We start from the raw sequence: 18,988 nt of genomic DNA, 5'->3' as shown, positions 1-18,988 counted from the left end.
CGTTGCAGTGAACGGAAAGCAGAGAGAGGAACCATACGTTGACCGAATACCGGATCGCTTCCATCCCCGGCGACGGAATCGGCAAAGAGGTGGTACCGCAAGGGGAACTCGTGCTGCGCACGGCCGCGGAGCGCTACGGGTTCACGCTGCGGTTCGACCGGTTCGAGTTCGCCAGCTGTGACTACTACCTGGAACACGGCAGCATGCTTCCCGGGGACTGGAAGGACCGGATCGGTTCGCACGACGCACTGTTGTTCGGCGCGGTCGGCTGGCCGGGGAGCGTGCCGGACCACGTCTCGCTGTGGGGCTCGCTCGTACAGTTCCGCCGGGAGTTCGACCAGTACGTCAGCCTGCGCCCGGTCAAGCTCATGCCCGGTGTGCGCGCCCCGGTGAACACCGCGGAGGAGATCGACTTCGTGGTGGTGCGGGAGAACACCGAGGGCGAGTACTCGCAGATCGGCGGGCGCATCTTCGCCGGAACCGAGCGGGAGTTCGTCACGCAGGAAACCGTGCTGACCCGCATCGGCACGGACCGGATCCTGCGCTATGCCTTCGAGCTCGCCAGGCGCCGCGCCGTGCGGCACGTGACCTCGGCGACGAAGTCCAACGGGATCGCCATCTCCATGCCGTACTGGGATGAACGCGCCGCCGCGATGGCCGCCGAATACCCGGATGTGGACTTCGACAAGTTCCACATCGACAATCTGGCCGCGCAGTTCGTGCTGCGCCCGGACTTCTTCGATGTGGTGGTGGCGTCCAATCTGTTCGGCGACATCCTCTCCGACCTCGGGCCCGCGCTGACCGGCACCATCGGCATCGCTCCCTCGGCGAACATCAATCCGGAACGGGGTTTCCCTTCGTTGTTCGAGCCGGTGCACGGTTCCGCCCCGGACATCAGCGGCAAGGGCATCGCCAATCCGGTCGGCCAGATCTGGGCGGCCTCGATGCTGCTCGATCATCTCGGCCGGCGGGAAGCGGGCGCGGCCGTGCTGCGGGCGATCGAGGAAGTCCTCGCCGATCCGGCACTGCGCACCCCGGACCTCGGTGGCGCGGCGAGCACCGAGGTCTGCGGGCAGGCGATCGCGGACGCCGTTCGGTGACGGGAATTCGCCGGGCTGACCGGGAAACGTTCATTCCGGGGTGCACCGCGCTCGACGTCACCCTGGATACCGGCGTCACCCTCCGGGTGGCGACCGGGGGAGACGGTCCGCCGCTGCTGTTGCTGCACGGACATCCGCAGACCCATGCCACCTGGCGGGAGGTGGCGCCGGAGCTGGCGCGGCACTACACGGTGATCGCCCCGGATCTGCGTGGTTACGGGGATTCCGGGAAACCGGCCAGTGATGCCGAGCATGCGCCGTACAGCAAACGTGCCATGGCCGCCGAACAGGTGGAGTTGATGCGGCTGCTCGGGCACACCGAATTCCCGGTTGCCGGGCACGATCGGGGTGCGCGGGTCGCCCATCGGATGGCGCTCGATCACGAGGACGCCGTGCGCCGGCTCGCCGTGCTCGACATCGCCCCGACCGCCACGATGTGCCGGCGAACCGACCGGGTGTTCGCCACCCGTTACTTCTGGTGGTTCTTTCTCATTCAGCCCGCCCCGCTGCCGGAGACGATGATCGCCGGTGCCACCGAGGAATATCTGCGCTCTCATCTGCGCGGGCAGAGCGGCACCGAGGGTGTGCCCGCGCCGGAGCTCGTCGAGGAATACCTGCGCTGCTACCGGGATCCCGCCACGGTGCACGCGGTATGCGAGGACTACCGTGCGGCGGCCGGGATCGACCTCGAACACGACGAGACCGACCGGCGCAGCGGGAAGTTGTTGCGCAGGCCGCTGCTCGCATTGTGGGGCGAGCACGGCACCGTGGGCCGGTTGTACGATGTGCTCGACACCTGGCGGGAGGTGTCCGCGGCCGAGGTGACCGGGAGCTCCTTGCCGTGCGGGCACCTCGTCCAGGAAGAGCGGCCCGGGGACCTCACCGAACGATTGCTCGCCTTCCTCACCGTGCGTTAGCCGGTACGCATCAGCGGGATCCGGGCTCCAGCACCAGTTTCCCGCGCGGATGACCGTTCTCGCCGAACCGGTGTGCCTCGGCGACCTCGGTGAGCGGGAAGGTTCGTGCGACCGGGAACGGGATGAACCGCTCCGATTCGATCAGCGCAGCCACCTCGGTGAGGGCATGGAACGCGCGGCCGGTTTCCCCGGTACTGAACCGCACCCCATGTTCTTGCGCGCCAGGGAAATCGGCGATCGTCAGGACCCGGTCCGCGCCACCGGAGAGCTCGATGAGCTCCGGGAGTACACCGCCTCCCGCCGCATCGAGCGCGGCACCGACACCGTCCGGGGCGAGCGCACGAACCCGTTCGAGGAGGCCCTCGCCGTAGGCAATGGGTTCCGCCCCGAGGGAGCGGATGTACTCGTGGTTCGCCGGGCTCGCGGTGCCGATCACCCGCGCACCGCGCAGCACGGCGAGCTGGACCGCGGCGCTGCCGACGCTTCCGGACGCGCCGTTGATAAGCAGCGTGGTCCCGCCGGCGACGCCGAGCTGGTCGAGGGTACGGGTGGCCGTCTCGACGGCGGAGGGCAGCGCGGCGGCACTGGGAAACTCGATCGCGGCCGGGATCGGGGCGTAGTGGGACAGCACCGCGAACTCGGCCTGGGCCGGTCCCTCGCCGGACAGGCCGAACACCCGATCGCCGACGGCCACATCCGTGACACCGGCACCGAGCTCGTCGACGACCCCCGCGGCCTCGTAGCCCAGGGTCTGCGGGAGCTCGCCACCCATCAGGCCCGTGCGCAGTTTCCAGTCGAGCGGGTTGACACCTGCCGCGTGCACCGCGATCCGGACCTGGCCGGGACCGGGATGCGGGGCGGGGAGGTCCGTGAGTTCCAGGACCTCCGGACCGCCGAACCGGCTGAAACGGACTGCCTTCATCGTTGCTCCGATCTCATTCGATGGTCATGCGGGTTATTCATCTGCAACGAGGATGACCTTGCCGAACTTCCCGGGACCACCGAGCCGGGCATAGGCGTGCGCGTGGTCGCCGAGAGGAAAGGTCGTGTCGACCGGAATCCGGAGGCGTTCCCGGGCGAGCAGCGGAACGACGGATTCCCGGATGGTAGCGGCGAGAACGGCTTTCTCGGCGGGGGCGCGGCCGCGGATGGTCGTCCCGATCAGCCGGCCGCGGGCGAGCATGAGGTCGAACATGCGCAGCGGGACCGTGGCCCCGGCCTGGACACCCACGATGACGATCCTGCCGCGGCGGCGCAGCAGTTCGACCCGGTTCAGGCAGTCCGGGCCGCCGACGAGTTCGACGATCACGTCGTAGGGGCCGTGCTTCGCTTCCTCGCCCGGGGTGACGACATCGAGCCGGGTCCCGTCCGGGGCGAGCGCCCGCATCCGCTCGTGCAGTTCGGTGCGGCGCACGCTCGCGACGGTGTGCGCCCCGGACTGCGCGGCGACCTGCACCATGGCGGTTCCCGCGCCCCCGGCCGCTCCGGTGACCAGCACCCGGTCACCCGCGCGCACCTCGGCCAGCTCGACCAGGCTCTCCCAGGCGATGCTGAAAGCCTCCGGGAAACCCGCGGCCTCGACCCAGGACAGGGCGGGCGGAACCGGGAGCAGCAGTTCGGCGGGGACGGTGATCCGCTCGGCGTGCCCGCCACCGCCGACCAGCGCCATCACCCGGTCTCCCACGCCGACCCCGGAGACGGCGCCGCCGATCGCCTCGACCGCACCGGCCACCTCGAGGCCGGGCACATCGGCGGGCCAGCCGGGCGGCGCCGGATAGTCCCCGCGCGCCTGCTGCAGATCGGCGGCATTCAGCCCGGCCGCCCTGATCCGCAGCAGGACTTCCCCCGGTCCCGGAACCGGATCCGATCGCTGCATCAACCGGAACTGCCCGTTCGAGTCGATCACCACTGCACGCACAGCCGGAGATTACCGCCCTCGGGAAACGGGCTCCGTGCCGACTTAACATGAAATCTTTACACCTTTTGGCGGGACTCGTACGAGCCGGAATTCCCTACCGTCGTAGTACCCGGATGCCGGATCACCGGGGTGCCCCGTGGCGAGAGGAGACAACGATGTCATTCGGCCGACGGACCTACGGACTGGCGGTAGCGCTCGTGTTGGCGGCTACCGGTATCACGGTGCCCATCGCGCAAGCGACTCCCTCGGCCCAGCAGGCGCGGGCGGGCTTCACCGACGACTTCGACGGACCGGCCGGGGCGGGCGCGGACGGTGCGAAGTGGCAGAACGAGACCGGGGACGGAGTCGACAACCACGAACGGCAGTGGTACACGTCCGGCACTGCCAACGCGGCCCTGGACGGCAAGGGGAACCTGGTGATCACCGCCAAGAAGGAGAATCCGGGCGGATACCAGTGCTGGTACGGCGCCTGCCAGTACACCTCGGCCCGGCTGAACACCGCGGGCAAGTTCACCATGAAATACGGGCATGCCGAGGCGCGGATGAAACTGCCGAGGGGGCAAGGAATGTGGCCCGCGTTCTGGATGCTCGGCGAGGACATCGGTTCGGCGGGCTGGCCGAACTGCGGCGAGATCGACGTGATGGAGAACGTGGGCTTCGAACCCGGCTCGGTGCACGGCACCCTGCACGGCCCGGGGTACTCCGGGGACAAGGGACTCACCAGCACCTACTCGCTGCCGAACGGTCAGGCGTTCGCCGACGATTTCCATACCTTCGCGGCGGACTGGTCCCCGGACGCGGTCAAGTTCTCCGTGGACGGCAAGGTCTATGCCACGAAAACCAAGGCCGACGCAGGCGGCAACCGGTGGGTCTTCGATCATCCCTTCTACTTGATCCTGAACCTGGCCGTGGGCGGTGACTGGCCAGGAGATCCGGACGCGAACACCCGGTTCCCGCAACAGCTGGTCGTCGACTACGTGCATGTGAGCTGAGCCAATGGCCTTGGGGATCTCAATGGCCTTCCGGATTTCCCGGAGAATGGATCTTCGGGGCGGCCATTCCGGAGTGTGAGTATCGGGAGCATGCCTGACAACGAACTCGGCCAGCCGGTGGGGCAGCTCCTTTCCGGCTGGGCACCGCGCCTCGCGCCGTCCGCCCCGGTCCTCAAGGGCCGCTACTGCCGCCTGGAACGGCTGGACTCATCCCGGCATGCGGAGGAACTGTTCGAGGCGGATCGGCACGACACGACGGGGGAGAGCTGGACCTACCTGCCCTACGGCCCGTTCGGCACCCTCGCCGACTATCGGCGGTGGGTGGAGGGCGTTCAGGACGGCGAGGATCCGAGGTTCTACGCGATCGTGTCCACCGAGCGGCCGGAGGTGCGCGCGGTCGGCGTGCTGGGCCTGTTGCGGATCCAGCCCGAGTTCGGCGTGATCGAAGTCGGCCACGTGCACTATTCCCCGTTGCTGCAACGGCATCGTGCCGCGACCGAGGCGCAGTACCTGCTCGCCGCGCACGTGTTCGAGGAGCTGGGTTACCGGCGGTTCGAATGGAAGTGCGATGCGCTCAATGCCGCGTCCCGTGCCGCGGCGCAGCGGCTCGGATTCTCCTACGAGGGCACCTTCCGCCAGGCGGTCGTGGTCAAGGGGCGCAACCGGGACACCGCCTGGTACTCGATGATCGACAGTGAATGGCCGGGCATCCGGGACCGATTCGAGGCCTGGCTGCGTCCGGAGAACTTCACCGGGGAGGGCCGCCAGCGATCCTCGTTGGGTCCGGCCTGATCCGGCCGGATCACAGCCGCCGCGGTACTCCGCGAGCCCGCGCGGTCGGCTCCGCTCCGCTCGGTGGTGTGCAGGGACCGAACAGCGTCTCGGACACGACCGCCGCCGAGCTGCCGGACAGGGAGAAAGCGAACCATTCGACGGTGGCGCCGCTCGCAGTACAACGTTGCAACGAACAGTCCCAGGCGATGCCGATACTTTGACGGCCAGACGGCGCTCAGCTACGTTCAACGTTGTAACGCCGCGCGCAATCGAAGGGTGGCATGGACGTCAGGCTCAGGGATGTCGCCGAGCGGGCCGCCGTCTCGGTGAAGACCGTGTCCAATGTGGTCAACGGTTCACCGCGGGTCGCGCCGGACACGCGCAGCCGGGTGCAGCAGGTGATCGAAGAGCTCGGGTACCGGCCGAACCTCTCCGCGCGGCATCTGCGGCAGGGGCGCACCGGCACCATCGCCTTCGCGGTGCCCGATCTGAACGTCCCGTACTTCTCCGAACTCGCCTCCTCGGTGATCGCCGAGGCGAAGCAACGCTCGGTCACGGTGCTGATCGAGGACACCGGGGGAGACCGGGCAATGGAGAGCACGATCGCGCAGGGATTCAGTTCGAGCCTCATCGACGGGGTCATCCTCAGCCCGCTCGCGTTACGCCGCGCGGATCTCGCCCGGACCGGGCGGGTGCCGTTGGTCCTGCTCGGTGAGCGGGACTATGCCAAGGCCATCGATCACGTGGTGATCGACAACGTCGCCGCGGCCCGAGAGGCCACCACGCATCTGCTCGAGCTGGGCAGGAACCGGATCGCCGTGATCGGCGTGGACGACCAGGAAACGGGGCGTCAGCGGGTGATCGGCTACCGCGAGGCGCTGGCGGCTCGCGGGATCCCGGCCGAGGCGGAACTGATGCCGGTCACCGGGGGGTTCACCAGGGCCGCCGGTGCGGAGGTGATGCGCCGGTTGCTCGCGCTGCCCGAACCACCGGATGCGGTGTTCTGCTTCAACGATCTGCTCGCCCTCGGCGCTCAGCGGGTGCTGCTGGCCTCGGGACGCAGGGTGCCCGGGGACGTGGCGATCGTGGGTTTCGACGACATCGAGGACGGCAGGTACGCGACCCCGAGCCTGACCACCGTGGCGCCGGACAAGACGCAGATCGCGCGGCTGGCGGTCACCCTGCTGCTGGACCGCATCGAGACCGCGGAACCCGGACGGCAACCGGTGCTCGCCCAGGCCGGGCACGAACTGGTGATCAGGGAAAGCACCTCGGCGAACAGGACCAAGGAGTGAGGACGACAGTGCACCCGCGACCGCAGCTGACCCGGGAACAGTGGATCGATCTGTGCGGGGAATGGGAGTTCGATTACGACGACGCCGATCGTGGCCGGGACGAGCGCTGGCAGGAGCGCACCGGCGGGCTGTCCGCGCGGATCACCGTTCCGTTCCCGCCGGAGTCCGCGGCCAGCGGCATCGGGGACCGGGACCCGCATCCGGTCGTCTGGTACCGCAGGCGGTTCACCCTGCCCGAGGGTGAACCGGACCGGCGGTGGCTGCTGCATTTCGGTGCCGTGGACTACCGCGCCACGGTGTGGGTGGACGGCCGGCTGGTGGCCGAGCACGAAGGCGGCCACACCCCGTTCGGCGCCGACATCACCGCGGCACTGCGCGAGGACACCGCGGAGCACGTGCTCGTGGTGCGTGCCGAGGACCAGCCGGCGGATGCGAGTCAGCCGCGCGGGAAACAGTACTGGGGCAAGCATCCGCAGGGCATCTGGTATCACCGTACGACCGGGATCTGGCAGCCCGTCTGGCTCGAACCCGTGGCGCAGCGGCACATCGAGTCGGTGCACTGGATCCCGGACGCGGCGCGCGGCAGCCTCGGACTGCGGGCCCGGATCGCCGGGAACACCGGGGAACCACTGAATCTGCGGGTGCGGGTCAGCCTCGAAGGGGAGACCCTCGCCGAGGACAGCTACGGCGTCACCGGTGACACCGTCGAGCGCGCGATCGTGCTGAGTGCCGCACGCATCGGTGAGGACCGGGACCGTCTCTTGTGGACACCCGAGCGGCCGACCCTGCTGACCGTGGAGCTGACGCTCTGCGCGGGGCAGCGGGTGCTCGACGAAGCGGGCAGCTACGCGGGGCTGCGCGATGTGGGCGTCGACGAGCGGCGATTCCTGCTCAATGGGCGGCCGTATTTCCTGCGGATGGTGCTGGAACAGGGATACTGGCCGGAATCCCATCTCGCCGCCCCGAGCGAGGACGCGCTGCGCCGTGAGGTGGAACTGATCAAATCGCTCGGTTTCAACGGCGTACGGATCCACCAGAAAACGGAGGATCCGCGGTTCCTGTACTGGTGCGACCGGCTGGGCCTGCTCGTGTGGGACGAGATGCCGAGCGCGTTCGTCTTCGACCAGGAGACCGTGGTCCGGACGACCCGCGAGTGGTCGGAGGTGGTGCGCCGGGATGCCAGTCACCCGTGCGTCGTCACCTGGGTCGCGTTGAACGAGAGCTGGGGAGTGCCCGCGATCGCGAGCGATCCGGCGCAGCGGGAGCATGCCCTTTCCCTGTACCACCTGACCAGATCGCTCGACCCGACCCGGCCGGTGATCTCCAACGATGGCTGGGAACACCCGAAAAGCGATATCTGGAGCATCCACGATTACGCGCCCTCCGGGGCCTCGCTGCGGGAACGCTACGGGACCGCCGAGGCCGTCGCATCCGTGCTCCGGGACGGACAACCGGGACCGCGGCGGGTGCATCTCGGGGAGATCGGGGGAACTCGGCGGCCGGTGATGCTGACCGAATACGGCGGCCTCAGCTATGTGCCGAACGCGGGGGAAGAGTGGTTCGGCTACGGCACGGTGGACTCGCCCGAGGAATTCCTCGCCCGCTACCGCGAACTGACCGAGGCTCTGCTGGACAGCCCGGAGGTGGCCGGGTTCTGCTACACCCAGTTCACCGATACCGAGCAGGAAACGAACGGTCTGCTGCGCGCGGACCGCTCGGCCAAACTCGACGCGGCGGCCCTGCGCGCGATCAACACCAGGGCGGCGCGGTCCACGCCGCAGGAGGAACTGGCGGAGGCGGTGAAATCGCCACGACCGGAGTCCTGAACCCTAGGGCCACAGCCGGATCGCGCCCTGCCAGGTGCACCAGCCCGCAAGCGCCAGCCAGGCGAGTCCCCAGACGAACGCGGGAACCCGGGTGAGCCCGGCGAGCGTGTCCGCGTCATCGCGTTTCATGGCCCTGGACAGTATCCGTGGCACCAGCACATCCATCAGCACGCCCTCGAAGCCGGTCGCGATCAGCAGCCAGGCAACCAGATAGGCGAGCGCCACGATGAGCCAGGACCAGGCGAACAACACCACGATCGCGAACAGCGCACCGATGAGCAGCACGGTGACCACGGTTCGGGTGCCCTGTGCGGCGGCCAGCACGAGCAGGCACAGCGCGAAGCCACCGGTGAGCGCCCAGGCCGCGTGCCCGGTGGCGAGCAGTTGCGCGGCGCCGAGCCCGAGCAATGGCGGGAAGCAGTACCCGGCGAAGGCGGTGAGGGCGTGCGCGAAGCCGCCGCTCGGGACATGCCGGGTGTGGCCGCTCTTGCTGCCGGTCAGCTGAATGTGCTGCACGCCGCCACCACTGAGCACGGCGAGGGCGGCGTGCCCGAACTCGTGCGTGAGCGTACCGAGCACGTTGATCATCTGCAGCCAACGCGATCGCGGCCAGGCGACCACGAGCGCGATCGCGGCGGTCGCCGCGACGACCGGGACCTCCGGTGCGGGGGAGACGGCCGTGATCCGGGCGGCGACGTCGAGCATGGCCGTTGTCTATCAGATGGGCCAGGACAGGCTAGGGTGCACCTTCGGGAGATTCGCTTCGACGAGCCGAGAGGGACAGCACGTGACCACGCGCCGAGTACTCGTCACCGGCGCCAGCGGTTCGGGTACCACCACCCTCGGCCGGGAGCTCGCAGCGGATTGGGAAGTGCCGCACGCCGATGCCGACGACTACTTCTGGATTCCCACGGATCCGCCGTTCACGCGGAAACGCCCGGAAACCGAGCGGGTCGAGCTGATGCGGGCGGTTTTTCTGCCGCGCGCCTCCTGGGTCCTGTCCGGATCCCTGATGGGCTGGGGTGATTCGCTGATCCCGATGCTCGACGCCGTGGTGTTCCTGACCCTGGCGCCGGAGATCCGGATGCGCAGGCTGACCGAACGGGAAACGATCCGGTACGGCGGCGCGGACACGAAGGCTTCCCGGGAGTTCCTCGACTGGGCACGCGGCTACGACGATCCCGGTTTCGCCGGGCGCAATCTGGCCGGGCACGAACAGTGGCTGGCTCGAGTTCCCTGCCCGGTGTTCCGGCTCCAGAGCCGGGATCCGGTCACCGAACTGGCGGACTCCGTGACCCGGTGGCTGGACACCGAACCGGCGCGCTGAGCGGGTTCGGTCACTGGTGCAGTGCGACGGTGAGCAGCACCGCGGCGTCGGTGAGGGCGGTGAGCCCGTGCCGCTGCGGCGGGATGGCCGCGAGGTGCCCGTTCTCGAGGACCCAGGCGTCCTCACGGGTGTGCAGCCGTACGGTTCCGGTCACCACATAGAGGGTCGCGGCGATCGGCGAATCGTGCTCGTTCAGCTCCTCTCCCTCCAGCAGGGCGATGAGCGTGGCGCGTTGCGCGGTCCCGGAGACCAGGGTGCGCGCCGCGCGCCGGGCGGGATGCTGGTGGGCCTCCGCGAGTATGGCCGGTGCGAGGGTGCCGACGGCGGTGACGGCCGGATGGTGAGTCATCGGTTGCGCTCCCAACCACAGGGCGGACAGCTGCTCTCAGCATGCCATTCTTCTCCCGCGCCGCAACACGGGCGAAATACCGGCACGGAACCGGTCTGGCATGCTCACCGGTGGACCTGTGGAAGCCGATACGAGGGGATGGCCGCGGCGTGCTCGATTGCTCCGCCTTGCCGAAAGCCGAACTGCATGTGCACATCGAGGGCACCTTCGAACCCGAGATGGTGTTCGAATTCGCCCGGCGCAACGAGATCGCCCTGCCCTATGGTTCGGTGGCGGAGCTGCGGGACCGGTACCGTTTCACCGATCTCGGCTCCTTTCTCGAGGTGTACTACGCGAACATGGCCGTGCTGCGCACCGAGCGGGATTTCCGTGAGCTGGCCACGGCCTACCTGCGGCGCTGTGTGGCCCAAGGGGTACGGCGCGCGGAGATCTTCTTCGACCCGCAGGCGCACACCTCCCGTGGTGTCCCGCTGCGCACCGTGGTCGACGGGCTGGTGCAGGCACTCGAATCGGTTCCCGAGGTCTCGGCCGAGCTGATCCTGTGTTTCCTGCGCGACCAGCCCGTCGCGGCGGCCGAGCAGACGCTGCGGCTCGCCGAGCCCATGCTGGACCGGATCATCGGCGTGGGCCTGGATTCCGCCGAGGTCGATCACCCGCCGCAGGACTTCGCCCCGGTGTTCGAACGGGCCCGCGCGCTCGGCCTGCGTACCGTGGCGCACGCCGGTGAGGAGGGACCGCCGAGCTATGTCCGTGAGGCGCTGGATTCCCTTGGTGTGGAACGGATCGACCACGGTATCCGGGCGCTCGAGGACGCCGGTCTGGTGGCCCGGCTGCGCGCGGAGCGGACCCCGCTGACGGTGTGCCCGCTGTCGAACGTGCGGCTCGGCTGCGTGCCGGACCTTGCCGCGCACCCCCTGCCGCGGATGCTGGACGAGGGACTGATGGTCACTCTCAACTCGGATGACCCCGCGTATTTCGGCGGCTACGTCGCGGAGAACTTCACCGCGGTCGATGCGGCGTTCGACCTCACCGGGACACAGCTGCGCGAGCTCGCGGCGAATTCGCTGCGGGCCAGCTTTCTCGGGGAGTCCGCGCGAGCGGAGTTGCTCGCCGAACTGACACCGTAGTCCGTCCCGCCGAGCCGGAACCGGGTTGACCCTCCCCTCTCGGACTAGCCGTCGTGTACGGTTTCATATACGATCTGGCGATCAGCTGCCCGGTTCGGCGTGACGGCTCTGGGGTAGCCCTCCCGCTGCGCGCAGGGTTTCGACGCAGTTATCGGACAAGGGAGTCTGGACATGTCCCAGCTTGCCGGCCGGCGCGCCGAACGGCGGGTCGCCATCGCCACGGTGGTCGGCACCACCGTCGAGTGGTACGACTTCTTCCTCTACGCCAGTGCCGCGGGCCTGGTTTTCAAGCAGGCGTTCTTCGCCCCCGCCGGACCAAGCATCGGTATCGTGCTCTCGTTCGCCACGGTCGGCATCAGCTTCCTGTTCCGGCCGCTCGGCGCGTTTCTCGCCGGGCACTTCGGTGACCGGCTCGGCAGGCGCGCGGTACTGGTCACCACGCTGATCGGGATGGGCGGGGCGACCACGCTGATCGGGCTGCTGCCCTCGTATGCCTCGATGGGCATCGCCGCGCCGATCCTGTTGGTGCTGCTGCGAATTCTGCAGGGCGTCTCGGCGGGCGGGGAATGGGGCGGTGCCGTGCTGCTCGCGGTCGAGCACGCGGCCCCGGAACGTCGTGGGCGCACCGGTGCCTTCCCGCAGATGGGGGTGCCGATCGGGCTGTTGCTGGCCAACGGGATGCTCGCGCTGATGGGGGTGCTCGCCCCCGGGGACGCGTTTACGGCCTGGGGTTGGCGGATCCCGTTCCTGCTCAGTTTCGTATTGGTGCTGTTCGGTTATCTGGTCCGGCGCACCGTGCAGGAGAGCCCGGTGTTCGCGGAGATCGCGCAACGGCGCCAGCAGGCCTCGGTTCCGATCATCACCCTGTTCCGCAGGCACGCGCCGCTGGTGCTGCTCGCCGCATTCACCTTCGCGGGGAACAACGCGGCCGGTTACATGACCACCGGTGGCTACATCCAGAACTACGCCACCGATCCGGACGGACCGGTGCGGCTGGCGCGGGGACCGGTGCTGCTCGCGGTGACCGCGGCGGCCGCGCTGTGGCTGCTGACGACCTGGGCGGGCGGGGTGGCATCGGACCGGTTCGGCAGAAGGAACGTCTACATCCTCGGCTGGTTTTTCCTTCTCGCCACGGTATTTCCGATGTTCGCTCTGGTCGACACGGGGAACATCTGGTTGCTGTTCTGCGGTCTCTGCCTGTTCACCGTCGGCATCGGGCTGACCTACGGGCCACAGGCGGCGTTTTTCGCCGAGCTCTTCCCGGCCTCGGTCCGGTTCTCCGGGGTGTCCATCGCCTACGCGCTCGGCGCGATCATCGGTGGCGCGTTCGCGCCGACCATCGCCACCGCACTGGTGCAGGCGACCGGAACCACGGTCTCGGTGGGTGTCTATCTCGCCGGGATGGCGGTGCTCGCGCTGATCGCCACGCTGTTGTTGCGCGACCGGTCGGGAATCGACCTTGGCCCGGACAACGAGGCGGAGCAGGCGAGCGGGGCGGTCCGCGGCCGTTCCGCGATCGGGCGCTAGCCGGACCGCCCCGAGCCGTGGTCGTGCTGGAACCGCAGGAAGGCGTCCAGGGTCGCGGTGCGGTGCCTGCGGGCGGCGAGCTCCACCTCGATGGGATCGGCACCGTCGGCGATCAGCTCGACGATGTGCTCGTGCTCGGCGACCGATTCCACCGCCCTGCCGGGCACGAAGCTGAACGTGGAGTCGCGCAGCATCCGCAGCCTGCTCCAGCCGCGCCGCACCAGATCGGTGATGTGCTCGTTCGGGCAGCGGCCGAACAGGATCGCATGGAACTCCTCATTGAGTTCGGTGAACCGGCGCGGGTCGAAATGCTCGAGGCTGTCCCGCAACCGCTTGTTCACCGCGTGCGCCCGGGCGAGGTCCTCCTTGGTGAGCAACGGCGCGGAGAATCCGGTCGCCGCGCCCTCCACGACCGCGAGGGTCTGCATCGTCGTCACGTACTCGCCCTCGTCCACCAGGGCGACCTGGGCGCCGATGTTCTTCTCGAAGGTCACCAGCCCCTCGGCTTCGAGGCGGCGGATGGCTTCCCGGACCGGCACCGTGCTGATGCCGAGTTCGCCCGCGATCTGGCTCAGCACGAGACGGTAGCCGGGAGTGAAGCGGTGCGAGACGATGCGATCGCGGAGCCACTCGTAGGCCAGTTGGGACTTGCTGTTGGCCGGTACCTCGGTGGTCATGGCTCCTCGTTTCGCTGGTTCGGCACTCCATCATGCCCGAGCGGCGGGGTCCGCTGAGTGGGGCACGCCCTCGATCTTGAGATCAGATATCTCATCGTATACGATTTGACCATGACGTACGACGCCGTCCGTTCGCCCACCGAAGGCTCTGTTCCAGCCGGGGACCCGGTCCGGCACCCGCTCGTCGGGCGCCCGGGCAAGGTGATCGGGCTGCACCTGAACTATCCCTCGCGGATCGCCCAGCGTGGCAGGGCTCCGGCCAAACCGTCGTACTTCCTCAAACCCGTGACCTCGCTGGCGATCACCGGGCAGACCGTGGAACGCCCGCCCGGTGCCGAACTGCTGGCCTTCGAAGGGGAGATCGCCCTGGTCATCGGGAAAACCGCGCGCCGGATCACGCCGGAGCAGGGCTGGTCGCACGTGGCCGGGGTGACCGCAGCCAACGACCTCGGCGTTTACGATCTGCGGGCCGCCGACAAGGGCTCGAATCTGCGCTCCAAAGGCGGCGACGGCTACACCCCGCTCGGCCCGGAGCTCATCCCGGCCGCCGGGATCGACCCCGCCGCGCTGCGGGTGCGCACCTGGGTCAACGGCAAGCTCGAACAGCAGGATTCCGCCGGTACCGTGGTGTTCCCCTTCGCCGAACTGGTCGCCGACCTCTCCCAGATGATCACCCTCGAACCCGGGGATGTGGTGCTGACCGGGACACCGGCCGGTTCCTCGGTGGTGGCGCCCGGCGATGTGCTCGAGGTGGAGGTGGATGTCCCGGACAGCGAGCACCGCAGCGGGCGGCTGCGCACCACCGTCGCCGAGGGCACGCATCCGCTTCCGGAGTACAGCGCGCAACCCGTCGTGGACGATCACCAGCGGGCCGAAGCGTGGGGGAGCCGGGAGGCCGCCGGACTGCCCGCGCCGTTCGAACTCACCGGGGAACTGGTGGCGAAACTGCGCACGGTCGGGGTGGCAACCCTGTCCGCGCAGCTGCGCAAGCACGGCTACAACCAGGTCTCGATCGACGGGGTGCGCACCAACCAGCCGGGCCGGAAGCTGATCGGGCGGGCCCGCACACTGCGGTTCGTCCCGGCCCGCGAGGACCTGTTCCGCGAACACGGCGGCGGGTACAACGCGCAGAAGCGGGCCTTCGACGCGCTGGGCCCGGGCGATGTGCTCGTGGTCGAGGCGCGCGGGGAACGCGGCACCGGAACGGTCGGCGACATCCTGGCCCTGCGCGCCCAGGTCAACGGCGCGGCGGGGATCGTCACCGACGGCGGGGTGCGGGACTGGACCGCGGTCGCCGAGCTGGACATCCCCACCTTCTCCGCGGGCCCGCATCCGGCCGTGCTCGGGCGCCGCCATGTGCCGTGGGACCGCGACATCACCGTGGCCTGTGGCGGCACGAGCGTGCAGCCGGGTGACGTGATCGTCGGTGATGACGACGGGGTTCTGGTCATCCCGCCCGCGCTGCTCGGCACGGTGCTCGAGGCCGCGATCGAGCAGGAGGCCGAGGAGGAGTGGATCGCCGCGTGCGTCGCCGAGGGGGCCGCCGTGGACGGGCTCTACCCGCTGAGCGGGCAGTGGCGGGAACGGTACGAAGCAGAGCGCACAACCAGGAAGGAATCCGAATGAGCAACCGAGCAGGTGCCTGGCGTACCCGCCCCGAGCAACTGACCGGATCGATCGCACCGGTGGTCACCCCGTTCACCGCTGAGGGCGAGGTGGACCACACCTCGCTGGCGAATCTCGTCGAATGGCAGCTCAAGCAGGGTTCCGACGGGGTTTCCATCGGCGGCTCCACCGGTGAGCCGAGCGCGCAGACGGTCGCCGAACGGGCGGAGGCGATCCGCACCGTGGTCAAGACAGTGGACGGGCGCGCCCCGGTCGTTCCGGGCACCGGTTCGGCCAAACTGGACGAGACCGTCGAGCTCACCGGTGCGGCCTACGATGCGGGCATCGACGCGGCACTGATCATCACGCCGTACTACGCGCGCCCCACCCAGGAAGCGCTGTACGTCTGGTACTCCCGGATCGCCGCCGAGTACCCGGATCTGCCGATCATCGCCTACAACGTGCCGAGCCGGACCGCGGTGGAGATCGCCCCGGAGACGGTCGCGCGGCTGCACCGGGATGTGCCGAACTTCGTGGGTGTCAAGGAGACCACCAAGGACTTCGAGCACTTCTCGCACGTGATCAAGGCGGCGGGCCGGGATCTGCTGGTGTGGTCCGGGATCGAGCTGCTGTGCCTGCCACTGCTCGCGCTCGGGGGCACCGGCTTCGTCAGCGCCACCGCGAACATCGCCCCGGCGGCCACCAAACGGATGTACGAGGCCTTCCACGCGGGACGGCTCCAGGACGCGCTGGACATCCACTACGGCCTGCATCCCCTGGTGGACCTGATCTTCGTGGAGACCAACCCGGCGCCGGTGAAATGGGTGCTGCGCGAACGCGGACTGATCAGCTCCGAATACGTGCGGCCGCCGCTGATCACGCCGACCGAACCGGGCAAGGAGAAGATCCGCGCACTGCTCGCGGACGGTGCGGACTATCTGTCACCGGTCGAGCACGACGACACCATCGACGGAGGGGAATGAGCATGGCCGTGCAGCACGTGCCGGAGAATCTGCCGGAGCGGATCCAGCACTTCATCGGTGGCGAGTTCACCGACAGCATCGACGGGGATACCTTCGGCGTCCTGGATCCGGTCTCCAATGAGAACTACCTCGAGGCGGCGGCGGGAAAACAGGGCGATATCGATCGCGCCGTCGTCGCGGCCCGCGCCGCCTTCGACGAGGGCCCCTGGCCGCGGATGCTGTCACGGGAACGTGCCCGGGTGCTGAACCGGATCGCGGACATCGTGGAGTCCCGCGACGAACGGCTCGCCGAACTGGAGACCTTCGATTCCGGGTTGCCGATCACCCAGGCGCTCGGCCAGGCACGGCGCGCCGCGGAGAACTTCCGGTTTTTCGCGGACCTGATCGTGGCCCAGTCCGATGACACCTACAAGGTGCCGGGCAAACAGGTCAACTACGTCAACCGCAAACCGAAGGGGGTCGCCGGGCTGATCACGCCGTGGAACACCCCGTTCATGCTGGAGAGCTGGAAACTGGCGCCCGCACTGGCCTCCGGTTGCACGGTGGTGCTCAAACCCGCCGAGTTCACCCCGCTCTCGGCGAGCCTGTGGCCGGAGATCTTCCGCGAGGCCGGGGTGCCGGACGGGGTGTTCAACCTCGTCAACGGAATCGGCGAGGAAGCCGGCGACGCGCTGGTCAAACACGAGGACGTGCAGCTGATCTCGTTCACCGGGGAGTCCGCGACCGGCAAGCTGATCTTCGCGAACGCCGCGCCCACGCTCAAGGGTCTTTCCATGGAGCTCGGTGGCAAGAGCCCGGCCGTGGTGTTCGCCGACGCCGATCTGGACGCCGCGATCGACTCGACCGTGTTCGGAGTGTTCTCGCTGAACGGGGAGCGCTGCACCGCCGGCAGCCGGATCCTGGTGGAGCGAGCCATCTACGACGAGTTCGTCGCGCGGTATGTGCAGCGGGCGGAGAACATCGAGGTCGGCAATCCGCACGATCCGGCGACCGAGGTCGGCGCGCTGGTGCACCCGGAGCACTACGCGAAGGTGACCGAGTACATCGAGATCGGCAAGACCGAGGCGAAACTGGCCGCGGGCGGGGGCCGTCCGGCCGGGCTGGAATCGGGCAACTACGTGGCGCCGACCGTGTTCGTGGATGTGCCGCCGAGCGCACGGATCTTTCAGGAGGAGATCTTCGGCCCGGTCGTGGCGATCACCCCGTTCGACACCGACGAGGAGGCGCTGCGGCTGGCCAACGACGTCCGTTACGGGCTCGCCGCGTACGTATGGACGGCGGACCTGGAACGCGCGCACAATTTCGGGCAGGGCATCGACGCGGGCATGGTCTGGCTCAACTCGCACAACGTGCGGGATCTGCGCACTCCCTTCGGCGGGGTCAAGGCATCCGGCCTCGGGCACGAGGGCGGTTACCGGTCTCTGGACTTCTACTCCGACCAGCAGGCCATGCACATTTCGCTGGCTCCCGTGCACACCCCGAAGTTCGGCGTCGGAGAAGAGGACCGAGGATGAGCGACACCCCACCCGACATCCTCCGGTGCGCCTACCTGGAGCTGGTGGTGACCGATCTCGCCGCTTCCCGGGAGTTCTATGTGGACACTCTGGGGCTCGTGGTCACCGAGGAGGACGAGAACGCGATCTACCTGCGTTCGCTCGAGGAATTCATCCACCACAATCTGGTGCTGCGCAAGGGGCCGGTGGCCGCCGCGGCCGCGTTCGGCTTCCGGGTGCGCACCCCGGAGGACGTAGACCGTGCCCAGGCATGGTTCGCCGCGCGCGGCTGCCGCACCGAACGCCGCGCGGACGGTTTCGTGAAGGGGATCGGCGACGCGGTCCGGGTCACCGATCCGCTCGGTTTCCCGTACGAGTTCTTCTACGAGGTCGAGCACGTCGAGCGGCTGGCCTGGCGCTACGACCTCTACACCCCGGGCGCCCTGGTGCGGCTGGACCACTTCAACCAGGTCACCCCGGACGTGCCGAAGGGGCGGGAGTACCTGGAGGAACTGGGTTTCCGGGTGACCGAGGACATCCAGGACGAGGAAGGCACCACCTACGCGGCCTGGTTGCGGCGCAAGGACACCGTGCACGACACCGCGCTCACCGGCGGGGACGGGCCGCGGCTGCACCACGTGGCGTTCGCCACCCATGAGAAGCACAACATCCTGTCCATCTGCGACAAACTCGGGGCGCTGCGCCGGTCCGACATCATCGAGCGCGGACCGGGACGGCACGGCGTCTCCAATGCCTTCTACCTCTACATCCGCGATCCGGACGGGCACCGGGTGGAGATCTACACTCAGGACTACTACACCGGTGACCCGGACAATCCCGTGGTGACCTGGGACGTGCACGACAATCAGCGCCGGGACTGGTGGGGCAATCCGGTGGTGCCCTCCTGGTACACCGAAGCCTCCGCGGTGCTCGACCTGGACGGCGAACCGCAGCCACTGCAGCAGCGCACGGACAGCAGCGAGATGGCCGTGACGGTGGGCGCCGACGGGTTCTCCTACACGCGCAAGGACGAGAGCTCGGGCTTCAAACTCGGCAATTCGTTGTGACCCGCACCGGC

The 18,988-nt window shown here is 68.7% G+C and carries 18 protein-coding genes; 13 read left to right on the top strand and 5 right to left on the bottom strand.

The features are described 5' to 3' along the window. The first annotated feature begins 38 nt into the window (after positions 1–38). Positions 39–1,100 carry a tartrate dehydrogenase gene (locus A37U_RS0100615; protein WP_020494657.1) on the top strand — a complete coding sequence of 354 codons (1,062 nt, stop codon included), beginning with the start codon at positions 39–41 and terminating at the stop codon, positions 1,098–1,100. Continuing rightward, positions 1,097–2,017, top strand: coding sequence for an alpha/beta fold hydrolase (locus tag A37U_RS0100610; RefSeq protein WP_020494656.1), 921 nt, complete (start codon positions 1,097–1,099; stop codon positions 2,015–2,017). The genes A37U_RS0100615 and A37U_RS0100610 overlap by 4 nt, the downstream gene beginning before the upstream one ends. A 10-nt stretch (positions 2,018–2,027) precedes the next feature. Here the strand turns inward: A37U_RS0100610 and A37U_RS0100605 are convergent, their stop codons facing one another. Further along, positions 2,028–2,939 (bottom strand): NADP-dependent oxidoreductase, encoded by a 912-nt coding sequence (locus A37U_RS0100605; protein WP_020494655.1) that lies wholly within the window; start codon positions 2,937–2,939, stop codon positions 2,028–2,030. 33 nt (positions 2,940–2,972) lie between these two features. Continuing rightward, on the bottom strand, positions 2,973–3,935 hold the full coding sequence (locus A37U_RS0100600) for an alcohol dehydrogenase catalytic domain-containing protein (RefSeq protein ID WP_020494654.1): 963 nt from the start codon (positions 3,933–3,935) through the stop codon (positions 2,973–2,975). Between the two features lie 155 nt (positions 3,936–4,090). Between A37U_RS0100600 and A37U_RS0100595 the strand changes: the two genes are divergently transcribed. The 4 genes from A37U_RS0100595 (at position 4,091) to A37U_RS0100580 (ending at position 8,822) form a co-directional block, all read left to right on the top strand. Then, on the top strand, positions 4,091–4,927 hold the full coding sequence (locus A37U_RS0100595; protein WP_020494653.1) for a glycoside hydrolase family 16 protein: 837 nt from the start codon (positions 4,091–4,093) through the stop codon (positions 4,925–4,927). A 90-nt stretch (positions 4,928–5,017) separates the two neighbouring features. Beyond that, entirely contained in the window at positions 5,018–5,719 is a 702-nt protein-coding gene (locus A37U_RS0100590; RefSeq protein ID WP_040586517.1) for a GNAT family N-acetyltransferase, read from the top strand. 263 nt (positions 5,720–5,982) lie between these two features. Continuing rightward, positions 5,983–6,996 carry a LacI family DNA-binding transcriptional regulator gene (locus tag A37U_RS0100585; protein ID WP_020494651.1) on the top strand — a complete coding sequence of 338 codons (1,014 nt, stop codon included), beginning with the start codon at positions 5,983–5,985 and terminating at the stop codon, positions 6,994–6,996. An 8-nt stretch (positions 6,997–7,004) separates the two neighbouring features. Continuing rightward, positions 7,005–8,822, top strand: coding sequence for a glycoside hydrolase family 2 protein (locus tag A37U_RS0100580; protein ID WP_020494650.1), 1,818 nt, complete (start codon positions 7,005–7,007; stop codon positions 8,820–8,822). A gap of 3 nt (positions 8,823–8,825) precedes the next feature. Here the strand turns inward: A37U_RS0100580 and A37U_RS41800 are convergent, their stop codons facing one another. Continuing rightward, complete coding sequence (locus tag A37U_RS41800) at positions 8,826–9,527, bottom strand: M50 family metallopeptidase (RefSeq protein ID WP_020494649.1); 702 nt, start codon at positions 9,525–9,527, stop codon at positions 8,826–8,828. Between the two features lie 82 nt (positions 9,528–9,609). Between A37U_RS41800 and A37U_RS0100570 the strand changes: the two genes are divergently transcribed. Then, positions 9,610–10,149 (top strand): AAA family ATPase, encoded by a 540-nt coding sequence (locus tag A37U_RS0100570; RefSeq protein WP_020494648.1) that lies wholly within the window; start codon positions 9,610–9,612, stop codon positions 10,147–10,149. Positions 10,150–10,159: 10 nt separating this feature from the next. Here A37U_RS0100570 and A37U_RS0100565 read toward each other — a convergent pair whose 3' ends face one another. After that, complete coding sequence (locus A37U_RS0100565) at positions 10,160–10,498, bottom strand: cupin domain-containing protein (protein ID WP_020494647.1); 339 nt, start codon at positions 10,496–10,498, stop codon at positions 10,160–10,162. 110 nt (positions 10,499–10,608) lie between these two features. Here A37U_RS0100565 and A37U_RS0100560 point away from each other — a divergent pair, with 110 nt between their 5' ends. Both A37U_RS0100560 and A37U_RS0100555 read left to right on the top strand, forming a co-directional pair. Next, on the top strand, positions 10,609–11,625 hold the full coding sequence (locus A37U_RS0100560; protein ID WP_020494646.1) for an adenosine deaminase: 1,017 nt from the start codon (positions 10,609–10,611) through the stop codon (positions 11,623–11,625). A gap of 171 nt (positions 11,626–11,796) precedes the next feature. Further along, a complete protein-coding gene (locus A37U_RS0100555; protein WP_020494645.1) occupies positions 11,797–13,152 on the top strand; it encodes an MFS transporter in 1,356 nt (451 codons plus the stop codon). Here the strand turns inward: A37U_RS0100555 and A37U_RS0100550 are convergent. Further along, positions 13,149–13,829, bottom strand: coding sequence for a GntR family transcriptional regulator (locus tag A37U_RS0100550; RefSeq protein ID WP_020494644.1), 681 nt, complete (start codon positions 13,827–13,829; stop codon positions 13,149–13,151). The two genes, A37U_RS0100555 and A37U_RS0100550, sit on opposite strands and share 4 nt — an antisense overlap. A gap of 111 nt (positions 13,830–13,940) precedes the next feature. Between A37U_RS0100550 and A37U_RS0100545 the strand changes: the two genes are divergently transcribed. Genes A37U_RS0100545 through hpaD form a run of 4 tightly spaced genes read left to right on the top strand, consistent with a single transcriptional unit; the run spans position 13,941 to position 18,977 of the window. Further along, positions 13,941–15,455 (top strand): fumarylacetoacetate hydrolase family protein, encoded by a 1,515-nt coding sequence (locus A37U_RS0100545; RefSeq protein WP_020494643.1) that lies wholly within the window; start codon positions 13,941–13,943, stop codon positions 15,453–15,455. Then, a complete protein-coding gene (dapA, locus tag A37U_RS0100540) occupies positions 15,452–16,417 on the top strand; it encodes a 4-hydroxy-tetrahydrodipicolinate synthase (protein ID WP_020494642.1) in 966 nt (321 codons plus the stop codon). Before A37U_RS0100545 ends, dapA begins: the two co-directional genes overlap by 4 nt. 2 nt (positions 16,418–16,419) lie before the next feature. Further along, positions 16,420–17,931: a 5-carboxymethyl-2-hydroxymuconate semialdehyde dehydrogenase gene (gene hpaE / locus A37U_RS0100535; protein WP_083933115.1), complete on the top strand. Its 1,512-nt coding sequence runs from the start codon at positions 16,420–16,422 to the stop codon at positions 17,929–17,931. Next, positions 17,928–18,977 carry a 3,4-dihydroxyphenylacetate 2,3-dioxygenase gene (hpaD, locus tag A37U_RS0100530; RefSeq protein ID WP_020494640.1) on the top strand — a complete coding sequence of 350 codons (1,050 nt, stop codon included), beginning with the start codon at positions 17,928–17,930 and terminating at the stop codon, positions 18,975–18,977. The genes hpaE and hpaD overlap by 4 nt, the downstream gene beginning before the upstream one ends. The last annotated feature ends 11 nt before the right edge of the window (positions 18,978–18,988 follow it).

The organism is Sciscionella marina DSM 45152, assembly GCF_000379465.1.
Lineage (GTDB): Bacteria > Actinomycetota > Actinomycetes > Mycobacteriales > Pseudonocardiaceae > Sciscionella > Sciscionella marina.
The sequence above is the reverse complement of the archived record's forward strand: the minus strand, read 5'-3'. Positions and strand labels throughout refer to the sequence as shown.

Bases quoted from the DNA above. Each gene is read 5' to 3' on its own strand.
- A37U_RS0100605 (WP_020494655.1), bottom strand. From the start codon at position 2,939: ATGAAGGCAGTCCGTTTCAGCCGGTTCGGCGGTCCGGAGGTCCTGGAA.
- A37U_RS0100595 (WP_020494653.1), top strand. From the start codon at position 4,091: ATGTCATTCGGCCGACGGACCTACGGACTGGCGGTAGCGCTCGTGTTG.
- A37U_RS0100590 (WP_040586517.1), top strand. From the start codon at position 5,018: ATGCCTGACAACGAACTCGGCCAGCCGGTGGGGCAGCTCCTTTCCGGC.
- A37U_RS0100585 (WP_020494651.1), top strand. From the start codon at position 5,983: ATGGACGTCAGGCTCAGGGATGTCGCCGAGCGGGCCGCCGTCTCGGTG.
- A37U_RS41800 (WP_020494649.1), bottom strand. From the start codon at position 9,527: ATGCTCGACGTCGCCGCCCGGATCACGGCCGTCTCCCCCGCACCGGAG.
- A37U_RS0100565 (WP_020494647.1), bottom strand. From the start codon at position 10,498: ATGACTCACCATCCGGCCGTCACCGCCGTCGGCACCCTCGCACCGGCC.
- A37U_RS0100555 (WP_020494645.1), top strand. From the start codon at position 11,797: ATGTCCCAGCTTGCCGGCCGGCGCGCCGAACGGCGGGTCGCCATCGCC.
- A37U_RS0100550 (WP_020494644.1), bottom strand. From the start codon at position 13,829: ATGACCACCGAGGTACCGGCCAACAGCAAGTCCCAACTGGCCTACGAG.
- A37U_RS0100545 (WP_020494643.1), top strand. From the start codon at position 13,941: ATGACGTACGACGCCGTCCGTTCGCCCACCGAAGGCTCTGTTCCAGCC.
- dapA (WP_020494642.1), top strand. From the start codon at position 15,452: ATGAGCAACCGAGCAGGTGCCTGGCGTACCCGCCCCGAGCAACTGACC.
- hpaE (WP_083933115.1), top strand. From the start codon at position 16,420: ATGGCCGTGCAGCACGTGCCGGAGAATCTGCCGGAGCGGATCCAGCAC.
- hpaD (WP_020494640.1), top strand. From the start codon at position 17,928: ATGAGCGACACCCCACCCGACATCCTCCGGTGCGCCTACCTGGAGCTG.